The organism is Desulfovibrio sp. (genome assembly GCF_019424165.1).
Lineage (GTDB): Bacteria > Desulfobacterota > Desulfovibrionia > Desulfovibrionales > Desulfovibrionaceae > Desulfovibrio.
Genome location: NZ_JAHZAA010000001.1, coordinates 130,252 through 145,134 on the forward strand (window position 1 = coordinate 130,252; position 14,883 = coordinate 145,134).

At 57.8% G+C, this 14,883-nt stretch carries 10 protein-coding genes; 5 read left to right on the forward strand and 5 right to left on the reverse strand.

Features of this window, described 5'->3' with window-relative positions; translation table 11 throughout:
• The first annotated feature begins 27 nt into the window (after window positions 1-27).
• Window positions 28-399, forward strand: a complete 372-nt coding sequence (locus QZ377_RS00490; protein ID WP_081428310.1) for a hypothetical protein — start codon at window positions 28-30, stop codon at window positions 397-399.
• 247 nt (window positions 400-646) lie between these two features.
• Here the strand turns inward: QZ377_RS00490 and QZ377_RS00495 are convergent, their stop codons facing one another.
• Window positions 647-1,552 carry a hypothetical protein gene (locus QZ377_RS00495; protein WP_291438558.1) on the reverse strand — a complete coding sequence of 302 codons (906 nt, stop codon included), beginning with the start codon at window positions 1,550-1,552 and terminating at the stop codon, window positions 647-649.
• Between the two features lie 539 nt (window positions 1,553-2,091).
• Between QZ377_RS00495 and QZ377_RS00500 the strand changes: the two genes are divergently transcribed.
• Window positions 2,092-5,643 (forward strand): FAD-binding and (Fe-S)-binding domain-containing protein, encoded by a 3,552-nt coding sequence (locus QZ377_RS00500; protein WP_291438559.1) that lies wholly within the window; start codon window positions 2,092-2,094, stop codon window positions 5,641-5,643.
• Window positions 5,644-5,731: 88 nt separating this feature from the next.
• Here QZ377_RS00500 and QZ377_RS00505 read toward each other — a convergent pair whose 3' ends face one another.
• Entirely contained in the window at window positions 5,732-7,138 is a 1,407-nt protein-coding gene (locus QZ377_RS00505; RefSeq protein ID WP_291438560.1) for a glutamate decarboxylase, read from the reverse strand.
• Window positions 7,139-7,141: 3 nt separating this feature from the next.
• Window positions 7,142-8,629 carry an amino acid permease gene (locus tag QZ377_RS00510; protein WP_291438562.1) on the reverse strand — a complete coding sequence of 496 codons (1,488 nt, stop codon included), beginning with the start codon at window positions 8,627-8,629 and terminating at the stop codon, window positions 7,142-7,144.
• A 409-nt stretch (window positions 8,630-9,038) separates the two neighbouring features.
• On the opposite strand from QZ377_RS00510, the gene gadC reads away from it, so the two are divergent.
• Window positions 9,039-10,538, forward strand: a complete 1,500-nt coding sequence (gene gadC / locus QZ377_RS00515; protein WP_291438564.1) for a putative glutamine/gamma-aminobutyrate antiporter GadC — start codon at window positions 9,039-9,041, stop codon at window positions 10,536-10,538.
• 85 nt (window positions 10,539-10,623) lie between these two features.
• On the forward strand, window positions 10,624-11,556 hold the full coding sequence (gene glsA / locus QZ377_RS00520) for a glutaminase A (RefSeq protein WP_291438566.1): 933 nt from the start codon (window positions 10,624-10,626) through the stop codon (window positions 11,554-11,556).
• Between the two features lie 187 nt (window positions 11,557-11,743).
• Here glsA and QZ377_RS00525 read toward each other — a convergent pair whose 3' ends face one another.
• A complete protein-coding gene (locus QZ377_RS00525; protein WP_291438568.1) occupies window positions 11,744-12,712 on the reverse strand; it encodes a helix-turn-helix domain-containing protein in 969 nt (322 codons plus the stop codon).
• Window positions 12,713-12,891: 179 nt separating this feature from the next.
• Here QZ377_RS00525 and QZ377_RS00530 point away from each other — a divergent pair, with 179 nt between their 5' ends.
• Entirely contained in the window at window positions 12,892-13,731 is an 840-nt protein-coding gene (locus tag QZ377_RS00530) for a DJ-1/PfpI family protein (RefSeq protein ID WP_291438570.1), read from the forward strand.
• A 115-nt stretch (window positions 13,732-13,846) separates the two neighbouring features.
• Here QZ377_RS00530 and QZ377_RS00535 read toward each other — a convergent pair whose 3' ends face one another.
• On the reverse strand, window positions 13,847-14,800 hold the full coding sequence (locus QZ377_RS00535; protein ID WP_291438572.1) for a stomatin-like protein: 954 nt from the start codon (window positions 14,798-14,800) through the stop codon (window positions 13,847-13,849).
• Window positions 14,801-14,883: the final 83 nt, after the last annotated feature.

Genomic DNA, 14,883 nt, shown 5'->3' on the forward strand with positions numbered 1-14,883 from the left:
CAAGAGCACGCGGAGGATGGAATGAACGTGCAGAAATCTATGGAAGACATTTGTCTGAAGCACGACAACGGCGGCGATTTCAGCTTTCGTGGTCGGCTTTTTTCTGAGTGCTCGTGGTATGACGAGGCTCTTGGCATGCTCACCCGTCAAAAGCTTTATGTGACCGACACCAACGACCAGGTGTATTATATCGTGCGTTCCTCCGGTCAGGAGCGCAGCCGCCATGCGTACCGCCTTGCCGTGCGCGGCGACAATTGCATCATTCATAACGGCATGGCCGAAATGTCCCTGCAGTTCGATATGCTTATGTTGGCCGTACGGGGTCTTTGCGGGCTTGAGGCGGGCGCAACGCCCACGCTCTCAATGGTGGAAGAAATGCTCAAGGCTGCCAATGCCTGAGCAGGTAAATTCCCGATAAAATAAAGGGCGGTCTTGTCAGGCCGCCCTTTTGCGTTCTTGTTGTCTGCTCTGCTGTTGATGTGTTTTTTCAGGCGGGGCGGGCTGTCGGGCGTATTGCCGTTCTGTGGAAAGCCCTGCGCGCAATGGCGGCCTTGCGCCTTGCCATCTTCGTAATAAAAACCCTGCCGGCGCGCTGTGTTGCAAGGTTTACAGGTATGAACCAGGGGCTGCTGCAAGCGCCAGATGCCTAGTCTGTGGTTTCTGGCAGGGCAGGCTGGTTTTGTTCCTGTGCGGAGTCCGACGGGGGCGGGGGCGTAAAGTAGTTGGTCACCCAGGTAAGGGCCAGAACAAATACCGCGGCAAAAAGACCGATGACCGGGCTCCACAGCGGGGCAGCGGAGAGGGCCAGCCGCATGAGCAGAGTGCCGATAACAAAGCCCGAGTTGCGAAACACCGCATGAAAGGCGGGCATGTAGCGCTGGGCAATAAGCACCATGGTGATGTCTGAAAAGATCAGGATGGTATACAGGGTTTCAAAAAAGTTCTGATCGCCGCCCGTGGTGACAAAAAGGGCGAGATCGCGCAGTGCCGTACCCACAAAGATGATAAAAAGCGCCAGCGCCAGCAGTTTTTTGCTCATGACATAGCGCATGCGCATATCCGGTGACTGGATGAAATGCATATGGCGACGCGCAATGCGTTTGTACAGTCCAAGGCAAAGATAGACCAGCAGAGCGCCTGTGCCGGATATGGCGATGTAGAGCACAGGCGTCATGTCACCCGCAACGCTGACCGGTTCCGGCAGGTGGGCCAGCTCCTTGAAGGCGTTTCGCAGCAGAATGAGGGTGAGAATCTCAAACTGCTTGCCCATGGACTGGGACAGGGAACTGGGGATGATGAAAACAAGGCTCATGACCTCCAGTACCAGTATGAGTGTGAAGGCCAGATGTATGGCGTAAAAATGGCTGACGGGCGTTACCACGGCCAGCCAGGGCGGCAGCATTGCCTGGCGGTTCAGCTCCACCCCCAGCAAGGCCAGCAGGTAGACCCAGAGAATGAGAAGCGCTACGCGCCGTTGGGTGGCGGCACGTTCCCAGCTATGGTGCAGCCAGTCAAATACGTCTGTCAGCGGTTGTAGTTTCTCAATAAACATGCGTGCAGCACTCCGTCGTGTAGCTGGGGGCAACTGCGCGCCCCGGCCGGAAAAGCATATCCACACATGGCCAAATGTCAAAGACGGTCTTATGTCATATGGGTGACCGCAGCATGGCATGACGGAGCAATTGCACATGCCTGGCGCAACCCGGCGGGATGGGCCGCTGTTATGCATCCTGCTGTTGCGGGCGAGAAACCTCAAGGCCTAGGGCATGCCCGCCCCGGCGTTGGGCAGCGCAGATGAAAAGCAGGTCCGTCTTCATCCGCCAGCTTCACCCGCCATGCGTTACTCCAGCGGCTGACGCTGCTCCGTGGCCTTGGGCGCACGGTTTGCCCCGGGGCAGGATTTATGGGCGGCAGTCCTGGTGTTTTTATGCGGCTGTGCAGGGTCGGACCATTCCGCTGACACTGTGAAAGAACGGCATTTTTTGTACCCCTTGCCTTCCGGGCATATTGAACGTAGAAAAAGGGCTTCCCATATAACCCGCTGTCTGTCATTGTTATAGATTACATCAGCGCTCATGAGGTTAGAACGCCATGCCCCATAAGGGTCCGCATATCTCCATTTCTCCTGATTATGTGGTGAATCGTATTCTGCGCATCAATATTGACGACTTTGCCGAATGGCCCGAGTCTGTGCGCAACCTTGCCATTGCCATCGCAGAAGAACTTTTTCTGGTGGCCTACAACCCCTTTATCGATGCGGATACCGTGCGCAGCAGTGTGCGCGGCAGCTTCGAAAAGGAATCTGTCTCTCTGGCACATTATTATGCCACGGCCATAGGTGAAGGCATTACCATGTTCTGGTCGGCCCATGAGGCCGAAATGGAGTTCAGGGAAAAGCTCATCAACGCCCTGGGCGACGTCCTGCCTGCGGAGTGCATCCTGACCAATCCGGGCGCGTTGGTGGAGTCCGCCACAGACGCCACGGACCTGCGCATGGAGCTGCCCCTTCTGGTGGTGGAGCCTGATACCACAGAGCAGGTGGCCGAGCTTGTCAGGCTTGCCAATGACATGAAATTCGCCCTTATCCCGCGAGGCGGGGGATCGGGCATGACGGGCGGGGCCGTACCCGCGCGCAAGCGTACCCTTATCGTGAGCCTCACACGCCTTACCCGCGTGGACCCCATTGATATGGAAAACATGTCGGTCACCTGTGAGGCCGGAGCCATCACCCAGACCGTCATCAGTGCCGTGGACGCCGCAGGCGCGCTTTTTTCCGTAGACCCGGCCTCCAAGCAGGCCTCGTCCATCGGCGGCAATATTTCTGAAAATGCGGGCGGGCCAATGGCCTTTGAATACGGCACCACGCTGGACAACCTGCTGTGGTGGCGCATGGTGACCCCTACGGGTGAGATCATCACCGTAGAGCGTGAAAATCACCCCCGCCACAAGATACTGCCTCATGAAACCGCTGTTTTTGTGATCAAGGACGTCAGCGGCGGTGTGCGCAATGTGGTGCATCTGCGCGGCGACGAAATCCGGCTGCCGGGCCTTGGCAAAGACGTGACCAACAAGGCCCTGGGCGGTCTGCCCGGCATGCAGAAAGAAGGGGTGGACGGCATTATCACCGAAGCCTCTTTTATTGTGCATCCCAAGCCCCGGCACAGCCGGGTGATGGTGCTGGAATTTTTCGGCCGTTCAATGCATCCGGCCGCCGTGGTGGTGCGCGAGCTGGTGGCCCTGCGCAACCGTATCCGCGAAGAGGGCGATTACGCGCATCTTTCGGCTATGGAAGAGTTTAACGCCAAGTACGTGCAGGCCATCGAATACAAGCGCAAGTCCGAAAAATACGACGGCGCGCCCATTTCCGTCATCATCCTTCAGGTGGACGGCGATGACCCCTATCTGCTGGATACCTGTGTGGGCGACATTGTAAGCGTGGTCGAACAGCAGGAAAACGTGGATATCATCGTGGCCGCCGATGACAAGGAAGGCGAGCGCTTCTGGGAAGACCGCCACAAGCTTTCGGCCATCGCCAAGCGCACCTCCGGCTTCAAGCTCAATGAAGACGTGGTTATTCCTATGGAGCGCATACCCGATTTCGCGCTCTTTCTTGAGCAGATAAATCTGGAATGCACGGCCGCATCTTACCGCCATGCCCTGCAGGAAGTGGGGCGCCTGCCCGGCTTTCCTATGGAAGACAAGGACTTCAACCGGGAATTTTCGCAGGCATCCAAGGCCGCTTCGGGCGATGTTGCCGCCGCGGATGTCTCGGATATGGAAATGGCCGAGCGGGCCGAGGTCTTTCTTGAAAGCCTGAAAGAAAAATATCCGCACCTTGCCAAAAAAATCAGCAAGATACGCGATTATATGGAAGCCAGCCGCATTGTGGTCGCCAGCCACATGCACGCCGGCGACGGCAACTGCCATGTGAATATTCCTGTGAACTCCAACGATGCCCACATGCTGGAAGAAGCCGAAGAAGTCGCGGCCCGCGTCATGGCTGAATGCCAGGAAATGGGCGGCGAGGTTTCGGGCGAGCACGGCATCGGCATTACCAAGATAGCCTTTTTCAGCAAGGAAAAAATGGACGCCCTGCGCGCGTTCAAGGAACGTGTGGACCCGCGCGACGTCATGAACCCGGCCAAGCTCGTCTATCGTGACCTGCCCGTGCGGCCCTTCACGTTTTCATTCAACCGCCTTATCCGCGACATCCGCGAGAGCGGCCTGCCGGACAAGGACAAGCTCATCCACCTGCTCACCTCCATTCAGGTGTGCACGCGCTGCGGCAAGTGCAAGCAGGTATGCTCCATGTGCTATCCCGAGCGCTCCATGCAGTATCACCCGCGCAACAAGAATATGGTGATGGGCATGCTGCTTGAGGCCGTTTATTACAGCCAGGTCAACAAGGGCCGCATAGACGACCGCCTGCTCAAGTGGATGCGCGACCTTGTGGAGCACTGCACGGCCTGTGGCCGCTGCATGGCCAACTGCCCGGTGAAGATTCCCTCCGGCGAGGTGGCCCTTACCCTGCGCGCCCTGCTGGAGCACGAAGGCGCCAGCGGGCATCCCATCAAGGGCCGCGCCCTGGAATGGCTTGTGCGCGATATCGCCCACCGCGCGCCCAAGGCGGCCAAGGTGGCCTCGCTGGGCCAGAAGATGCAGAACAAGTTTCTTGGCTTTATCCCCGCTGTGTGGAAGCGCCGCATGCAAAGCCCGCTTTTTTCCGGGCGGGGGCCAAAGATGGGCTATACCAACCTGTACGAATCGCTCAAGCTGCACAGGGGGGCGGTGTTTACCCCGGCAGAGCCTGCGCCGGGTATGCCGCTTGCCCTGTATTTTCCGGGCTGTGGCGGCGCGCTCTTTTATGACCGCATCGGCACTTCTTCCATCATGCTGCTGCTCAAAGCGGGTTTTGCCGTGGCTGTGCCGCCCAGGCACATGTGCTGCGGGTTTCCGTTGCTTGCTGCCGGTATGGATACGGCCTTTGAAGACAATATGGCCCAGAACAGGCAATACCTTGCCTCCATGCTGCGCAGCCTGGCCAAACAGGGTTTTGACTGCAAATATCTGGTTACGGCCTGCGGCTCCTGCCGCGACGGGCTGGAACGACTGAACATACAGGCGCAGTTTCCTGATCTTGTCATGCGCGATGTGGCTCAGCTCACCATGCCCCTGCTGTCCCGCGATGATCTGCGCGCTCCTGTGGCCGAAGGCTCAAGGCTGGTGTACCACGGGGCCTGCCACTGCGAGTGGGCTGATGTGCACAAGGTCAAGGGGCAACGGCAGGTTGTACGCGCCCTTGGTGAATTCAGCGGGGCGGATGTGGTTCTCAGCCCCGGCTGCTGCGGTGAATCCGGCATGGGGGCCATGACCTCGCCCCAGATATATAATCTTTTGCGAATACGGAAACAGCAGCGGCTTGAGGATGCCATGGGCGAGAAATATGACGGTCCCGTGGTGGTGGGCTGCCCGTCCTGCAAGATTGGCATCGCGCGCTGCCTTATCAATATGCACGACAAACATTCCGTTCTGCATGTGGCCGAATGGCTGGCAGGACAGGTTGACGGTGAAGACCGTCGCCAGAGCTTCCGCAAAAAAGTTAATGAAACTCGCGGTGATGTGCGCGTAATTGATCTGAAGTAGACGTTGCGCAAGGCGCATTGCGGTTTTGCCAATAGTAAAGGGCCGCCCCGTAAGCACGGGGGCGGCCCTTTAATATTGGCGCAGGAAGTTATTTTTGGGCGGGGCGGCCGGCGTGGCTGTTGCTGCCGGCTTCGGTTTCGTTCAGCGGTTTGCTGACGGGGTGTGCGTCAAAGTGGGCCATGGCCCGTTTGAGGTCGTCGACAAGCAGGGAGCCGAGGTCACGGCTGAAGCCGTGGCGCACCAGCACGCGCATGACCACGAGGTCTTCGCGGTGCGCGGGCATGGAGTAGGCGGGGACCTGCCAGCCACGTGAGCGCAGGCGGTCCGAGAGATCGTAGAGGCTGTAGCTGGTTTTGGCATTGGCCTTAAAGGTCCAGCACAGGGCCGGGATGCCGCCACGCCCGTTATACAGCACTTCAAAGGGACCGAGCTTGGCGATTTCGTCGCCCAGGAAGCGGGCCGTATCGTAGCAGTTCTGGTGAATGCGGCGGTAGCCTTCGCGGCCCAGGCGCAGGAAGTTGTAGTACTGGGCGATGATCTGGCCGCCGGGGCGGGAGAAGTTGAGCGCAAAGGTGGGCATGTTGCCGCCCAGGTAGTTCACATTGAAAATCAGGTCTTCGGGCAGGTCGCTTTTTTCGCGCCAGACTACCCAGCCCACACCAAGCGGGGCAAGGCCGAATTTGTGGCCGGAAGAGTTGATGGACTTGACGCGGGGCAGGCGGAAGTCCCAGAGCAGGTCCGGCTCGATAAACGGGGCAAGAAAGCCGCCGCTGGCGCCGTCCACATGAATGGGAATGTCCCAGCCCTTGTCTTTCTGCAGCTTGTCGAGGGCCTTGCTGACTTCTTCCACCGGCTCGTACTGGCCGGTAAAGGTCACGCCAAGGGTAGGCACAACGCCGATGGTATTTTCATCGCAGCGTTTGATGACTTCTTCGGCGGTCATGATCAGGCGGTCTTTTTCCATCGGGATTTCGCGTAGTTCCACATCCCAGTAGCGGGCGAACTTTTCCCAGCAGACCTGCACGGGGCCGCACACCATATTGGGTTTGTCATAGGGCTTTCCGGCGGCCTTGCGCATGTTGACCCAGCGGCGCTTCATGGCAAGCCCCCCAAGCATGGCGGCTTCGCTGGAGCCGGTGGTGGAGCAGCCCAGGGTTCCCCTGGGGTCCGGCGAATGCCACAGGTCGGCCAGCATGTGCACGCAGCGCGTTTCTGTTTCGGCTGTCTGCGGGTATTCGTCCTTGTCGATCATGTTCTTGTCAACGCATTCGGCCATGATCTGGTTGATTTCGGGGTCTACCCAGGTCTGGCAGAAGGTAGCCAGGTTCTGGCGCGAATTGCCGTCCAGCATAAGTTCATCATGAATGGCCTGGTATACGTCGCGGGGGCGGTTTTCCTGCAGGGGCATCTGATAGCGCGGCATGGCATTTGCCATGTCCGACGCGGCATAGGTGTCATCAAGCACGGTGTTACGCAAGGTGTTTTTCGCAGTCATGCTTTAATCTCCATTGTTGCCGTTAATTGAAAAATTGCTTTCCGCACCCGTTGTGCGCTTCCATTGAGGCTTTTTGAAGGCCTGAATGATGAGCGGAATAGCGATAAAGACCGACAGACCGCCCGCCACAAGGGCCACGTACAGGGCAGGATTACCCACAGGCAGGTTGTGCGGCGGAAAAAATCCCGCCGTAAAGGCAAAAGCCACGCCTAAAAGGCCCGTACCGCCGATCAGAAACATGCCCACAATGCCTCCGGGCACGCTGTATGTTCGCGGCAGATCGGGCCGGGTGATGCGCAGGCGTATGGCTGCGGCGAACATGAGCAGATACATGGCCAGATAGATGCTGGCCGTAAGCGTGGTCAGAATAAAAAAGGCAATACTGACGTTTTTTACCAGAAAATAGATGGAGCTCAGTGCAAGAACGATAACACCCTGTATGGCAAGCAGGGCCACTGGTGCGCCAGCCTTGTTCACTTTGCCGAAAAACGGCGGCGCTTCGCCGTCACGGGCAGTTTGCAGCATGCCTTTGCTTGGGCCGGATACCCAGGCCATCACGTTGCCCACACCGCCGAAGGTGATAAGCAGGGCAACCAGCGGCACAAGAAAATCCAGATCAAACTTTTTCAGCATAAGAGAAAAAGCTTCCATCAGCCCGGCTGTGAGGCTTATTTCTTTGGGCGTAAGCACCGTTGCCACGGCAAGCGAACCCATAAGATAAACAAGAAAGGCAATGGCCGAGGCCAGCAGCATGGCAATGGGAAAATCCCGGCGTGGATTTTTCATGCTTGCGGCCTGTACACCCTGCACCTCAATACCCGAGAACATAAGCAGAATGCCCGCAAGAAAGGTCACACTGCCAAGGCCCGTGAAATGCGGAAAAAAGCGCGGATGCACATGTTCGCGTACCATATGCCCGTCTACCGGCGTGCTTTGCGTCAGAAAGGCCACGGCATTGCCCTGGTCAACCCAGAACAGGCCAAGAATGATGATGAACAGGCTTGGCACAAGCGTTCCCATAAAAACGCTGTACTTGGTCAGTGTGTTGACCGCGCCGGTTCCGCTCAGCGCCACGCCGGTGGCGCAGGCATAAATGCCTATGCTGACAAGGCCCGTGTACACGCCGCTTTGCGACAGGTGGGGGTCGCCCAGGCAATAGGCCAGAGAGGCCGCGGAAAAGCCGAGAATGGTGGGGTACCAGGCCAGGGTCTGCACCCATTGCAGCCATATGGCCACAAAGCCCCAGCGCGGGCCGAAAGCCTCTTTTACCCATATGTAGACGCCGCCCTTGCGTTCGGCAAAGGCGCTGCCCAGTTCAGCAGAAACCATGCCCGCGGGCAAAAGAAAAACAACAGTGGCAAAAAGAATGTAAAAAACCAGTGAAAGCCCCTCAAGGGCCATCATGGGCAGTGCGTTCAGACTTACAACTGTGCCCAGCGCCATCAGGGCAAGAGTTGAAATGGCGACATTTTTGGGGGGCTGTTCGGACATCCGTACTCCTCGGAAAGCTCTTGTAAATCAAGGAAGAGATGGCTGGGCGGCGCAGATGTTGCCCTGACCACAGATGAGGAATCGTTTTAATTAGTAAAAAGCTAAACATGTTTTTCTTTTTTTTACAACTTGTTTGTTGATAGCGTGCGGTGAAGACAATCTTTTACGCCCGCCTTTTTGTAGGAAAGTGAAGGGGGACTGGCCTGTATTGTGTGCTGTATCATGCTGATATAAAAATAATTTTCTATAAAGATGTGTAAACAATGACCAAGTGTGTTGACGCAATGCATAATTTTTACTAGTTTTAGTTTAATTGAAAACAATTATTCATATTGACTGTTTTTTGCCGAACGTGGGACGTTGTTGATGAAACGCCGCAAACATATCTTGGCAACATAGGAGCGTCATTATGGGAGCAGTGAAAGAACAGACTTCCGGTTCAAAAATGACTATTACGACCATAGTGATTATGAATATCACTGCGGTCGTCAGCCTGCGTTTTCTTCCTTCAGAGGCGGAATACGGCTTGGGCGCCATTTTTTATTATGCCTTTGCAGCCCTGGTCTTTCTGGTTCCCATGGCGCTGGTAGCGGCGGAACTGGCTACCACCTATCCTGAAAAAGGCGGTGTTTTCCGCTGGGTCAGCGAGGCGTTTGGTCCGCGCTGGGGCTTTTTGGCCATGGCCATGCTGTGGATTGAGGTCATTCCCTACTTTCCCACTGTGCTCACCTTCGGGGCCGTATCCATCGCCTTTATGGACCCGAACGTAAGCATGGCAGAAACTATGGCAGCCAATAAATGGTACATTACGGGCTTTGTGCTGCTAGTGTACTGGATATCGGTGTTCATTGCCCTGCGCGGCGTCGGCATATTTGCGCGGGTGTCAAAATGGTGCGGTATTGTGGGTACGATCATCCCCGCCGCCGTGGTGGTGGTGCTGGGCTTCGCCTATCTGTTCTGCAGCGGCAAGCCGCCCTTGATCGAGCTGAGTTGGGGGGCGCTGATTCCCGACTTTACCAACTTCAGCAACGTGGTTCTTGCCGCCAGTATATTCCTGGCTTACGCGGGTATGGAAATGAACGCCGTGCACGTCAAGGATATGGATAACCCCACGAAAAAGTATCCCATCGCCATTACCATCGCCTCGGTGGGTACGGTAGCCATCTTCCTGCTGAGCACTCTTGGCATCGCCTTTGTTGTACCCAAGCAGGATATCAATCTTACCCAGAGCCTGCTGCTGGCCTATGACCTGCTGTTCAAGTGGATCAATGCCGAGTGGCTGGGCTCCGTGCTGGCCGTCATGCTGGCTTTTGGCGTACTGGGCGGCGTGGTCACCTGGATTGCCGGTCCCAATACCGGTGTGCTCGCCGTGGCCAAGGCCGGGTATCTGCCCCGCTGGTTCCAGAAGACCAACCGTTTCGGCATGGGCAGCCATCTCATGATCGTGCAGGCTGTGGTTGTTACCATCCTGTCCATCACATTTGTGGTCATGCCTTCGGTGCAGGCGGCCTTTCAGATCCTGTCGCAGCTTACGGTTATCCTGTACCTGGTCATGTACATGCTCATGTTCGCCAGCGGCATCCGCCTGCGGCTGAGCCAGCCCAACCGGACGCGGCCTTACCGGGTTCCCGGTATGTACCTGTGGGCTACGCTGGGTTTTGTCGGCTCGCTGCTGGCCTTTGCGCTCAGCTTTGTGCCTCCGAGCCAGATTTCCATCGGCAGCCCTGAAACCTATATGATGTACCTGATCGTGCTGGTGGTGATCTTTGTGACTATTCCGCTGACGATCTTCGCCCTGCGCAAGCCTGAATGGCGCGACCCCAATTCAGACTTTGAGCCGTTCACCTGGGAAAAGGAAAAGACCCAGGCCGCTGCGCAACCGCAGGCCGGAACGCAGACCGGAAGCTAGCGCCCGACGTTTCATGACAACATAACAGTTTGTAATAAAGCCGTAATAGCTTTGCTATTGCGGCTTTATTTAAAAGGAAAACACCATGCCTGATATTGAAAAAATCCAGTCTGTGGTGAACAGCGCGCACGCGCAATTCAGCAAGGCCCCCGGCGGGGCCAATGCCGACTACATACCTTTTCTGGCAAATATACCGAGCGACCTTGCGGCCGTGGCTGTGGTGACGGCCCAGGGGCAGGTGGCGGCGGCCGGCGATGCGCAATACCGCTTTGCCATCGAATCCATTTCCAAGGTCTGCACGCTGGCGCTGGCGCTGGAAGATTTCGGCCCGCAGGCCGTGCAGGAAAAAATCGGCACCAGCCCCACGGGTTTGCCCTTTAACTCGGTTATGGCGCTGGAACTGCACGGCGAAAAACCTCTTTCGCCGCTGGTGAACGCCGGGGCCATGGCCTCGGCCAGTCTTGTGAAGGCAGGTTCTGCAGAAGAGCGCTGGCAGCGCATACTGAACATGCAGCGCAGGCTGGGCTCAAAGGAAATAGCCATTTCTGACGAACTGAACCAGTCGGAGCAGACCACAAACTTCCACAACCGGGGCATTGCCTGGTTGCTGTATTCCGCAGGTTTCATGTACTGCGACCCCATGGAAGCCTGCGATGTATACACACGCCAGTGCTCGACCCTGCTCAGTACCGTGGAGCTTGCCACTGTCGGCGCTACCATTGCCGCGCGGGGGCGCAATCCCGTTACCGGCGAGCAGGTACTCAAGCCCGAGCACTGCCCCTGCATCATGGCTGAAATGACCATGGAAGGCATGTACGACAGTTCTGGCGACTGGGCGTACAAGGTGGGTCTGCCGGGCAAGAGCGGCGTTGGGGGCGGCATATTGACGATTGTGCCGGGCATTATGGCCATTGCGGCCTTTTCGCCGCCGCTGGACAGCGTGGGCAACAGCGTGCGCGGGCAGAAGATGGCGGCCTTTGTGGCCAATGAACTGGGATACAATCTGTATAAAGCCTGATAGGCAAGCGTACCGCGTGCCGGACACAGCGTGTGTTCCCGGTGCGGGGTGTCTGACCTTTTCGGCCCTTCCGGCAGACATGCAGGAGGGGCCGTTTTTTTTGCATGCTGGTTCCGGGGGGCGCTACACGCTGCGCCCGTGACAGACAGCGTGCTGCTCCCGGCATGGCTGCTCCGGCTGCGGCGGGTTATTCCCTCATGGTCTCACCGGCATAATAGCGCTTGAATGTTTTGCGCCAGGCAGTGGGGCTTGTACCCACCATGCGCCGGAAGTGCTCCCTGAGCGAGGCTGCCGAGCCAAAGCCGGTGCTGGTGGCTATTTCTTCCACCGACATGGTGCTTGCTTCCAGCAGGGCCTGAGAGCGGCGTACGCGCGCCCTGGTCAGCCACAGCATGGGCGGAACGCCTACCTGCTCAAGAAATCTTCTGTTCAGCGTGCGGGAACTCATGTGGGCCTGCCTGCATATGCTGCCCAGGGTGAGGTTTTTGTGCATGTTCTCCTGTAGCCATAGCAGCAGGGACGCGAGGTTGCCGCCGGATTCCGGCCCGGTGCGGCGTATGAACTGCCTCTGGCCGCCGTCGCGTTCCATAGGAACCACAAAAAAGGCGGCAAGCTCTTCGGCGGCGGCAGCCCCCAGGTCCTGCCGGATCATGTGCAGGCAAAGGTCAATGCCCGAGGCAAGACCAGCGGAGGTGAGCACCTGGCCGTTATCCACAAACAGGATGTCGGCCTCCACATCTATCCGCGGATACCTTGCGGCCAGTTCTTCAGCAACAGACCAGTGCGTGGTGGCCTGCATGCCGTCCAGCAGGCCTGCGGCAGCCAGTATGCAGGCTCCGGTACATATGGAGGCTATGCGGATTCCGGCATCCCTGGCCTGGCGCAAAGCGTCTAGAACACCCTGGGAGCACACATCGAAGGACGGCGTGACGCCGGGTACAATAATCGTGTTCATCTTCAGCATGGCGGTCAGGGGTAATGCGCCGTCAATGCTGAACTGCCCGGATGGAACATGCCCGGTGTCGCCAATGAAACTCAGGTGGTAGGCATGTTCGCCGTTTTTTCCACAAGCCACGGAAAAGAGCTGAAAGGGGATCGAGCAGTCAAAAGGCACAAAGCCGGGCAATGCCAGAATACCGATGTTATGCATGTTCATTTTGATTCACCGGGCGGAAAAAGGTTGCGGTAGGTTTTCATTACCCTTAATGGGCCTCCGCGCCAATACGGCGGCCCCTGTATGGCAGAATCCCGCCGCTGTTTGGCAAGGCCGGGGCTTTTGCGGCGCACCGGCCGTGGTAGTCTGGGCAATCATAACCACTTACAGAGGATGCGCCCATGACAAGACGAGATTTTACCGTGTCCGCACTGTCCGCCGCTGCGGGCATGGCCCTGGCCGGCAGTGCCTCCGGTGCGCGTGCCGCCGGTACAGCCGGGGGAGACAGAAAATCGCGGCAGGATGCGGACATAAAGCCGCATATCGCCTTTGTGCTTTATGAGGGAATGACTGTGCTGGATTTGATCGGCCCGGCGGAGGTTCTGGCCGGGCCGCAGTTCCGGGTGGACTACGTGGCACGGAGCATGGCGCCGGTATATGCGGAAAGCCGGGCCGACAAGAGGCTCGGATTTATGCCCACCGCCACATTTGCTGATATCGCTTCGGCCGACATCGTGTGTGTGCCCGGCACGAGCGATCCGTACAGGCAGATTCAGCAGGAAGATATGGTGGCGTGGCTGGCAGCGGTGGGGCAGAAGGCGCAATGGATTACCAGTGTCTGCACCGGGTCATTTCTACTTGGAGCGGCCGGTCTGCTGCAAGGGTACAGGGCCACCTCGCACTGGACACTGGTGGACGAGCTTGCATGGTTCGGGGCGCTTCCTGTGCATGAACGTGTGGTGCGCGACCGCAACCGCGTTACCGGCGCGGGAGTCACGTCCGGTATTGATTTCGGGCTGGTTTTGCTCGCGCTTCTGGCCGGTGAGGAAACGGCCAGTACCAAGCAGCTTCTTCTGGAGTATGACCCGGCTCCGCCATTCAGCAGCGGTTCGCCCAGGTCCGCATCACCTGATCTGGTTGAAACCGTCAGAAAACAGTACCAGACCCATATCAGGGAAAATATGCCCTATGCCCGCAGCAGCCTTGAGGCTGCTGCCCAGCGGCTTGGCGTCCGGCGCTGACGCCGGAAACAGAAGCGGCCCTTCTGCCCGCGCTAGCGGGCAGAAGGGCCGTCGGCAGTATTTTTATGTTTTTCCGCCGGGCGGCAGCCGCCGTGCCGCCGGAAAAACAGGGGGATTAGCCCTGGGGGCGGCTGATATTTTTGTTCAGCCCTTCGCCGGGTTTGATAATCTTGCTCACAGCGGCCACCATGCCCGCGGTATCGGCAATGTCAGCCGGAATTATCAGGCTGTTGCCCTGTTTGGCGATATGGCCGAACTGGGTAATGTAGGCTTCCGCCAGGCGAAGCTGGGCGGCGGCCACGCTGTCGTTGCCCAGCGGCTCACCCACAATGCGCAGCCCTTCGGCTGTGGCCTGGGCCACCGTGCGGATTTGCGCGGCTTCACCTTCGGCCTGGTTGATAATGGCCTGTTTTTCGCCTTCAGACTGGGCAATGGCCGCGGCCTTGGCGCCTTCGGCCAGGTTGATGCGCGACTGCATCTCGCCTTCGGACTGGGCGATGGCGGCGCGCTTTTCACGTTCCGCGCGCATCTGTTTTTCCATGGCTTCCATAACAGTGATGGGCGGCGTGATGTCGCGGATTTCATAGCGCAGCACCTTGACGCCCCAGGGAGAAGTAGCGGCGTCGAGGGCTTCCACCACGTCCTGGTTGATGCGCGTGCGTTCTTCAAAGGTACGGTCAAGCTCCAGTGTGCCTATGACCGAACGCAGCGAAGTCTGCGCAAGCTGGATGGCCCCCCATTCGTAATCCGAAATGCCATAGGCGGATTTTTCGGGCGTGATGATCTGGAGATAGAGCACACCGTCAATATCCACACTCACGTTGTCGCGGGTGATGCAGGTCTGCTTGGGAACGTCCAGCACCTGTTCCTTGAGGCTGCGCCTGTAGGCGATAACATCCACAAACGGCACAAGAATATGAAAGCCCGCGTACAGGACCTTGCTGAACTTGCCGAGCCGTTCAACAATGAAAGCCGACTGGTTGGGAACAACCACGGCGGTTTTGACGAGGATGATGATAACCAATACGGCCAGCAGAAAAAGCCATCCGAAACTGTTTACGATTTCCATATATACCTCTGTATACGTATATGCGCTGCGGTTTGCGCGCGAAAATTGCAGGTACGGCGGCCCGGCTGAAAAGCGGAATATGC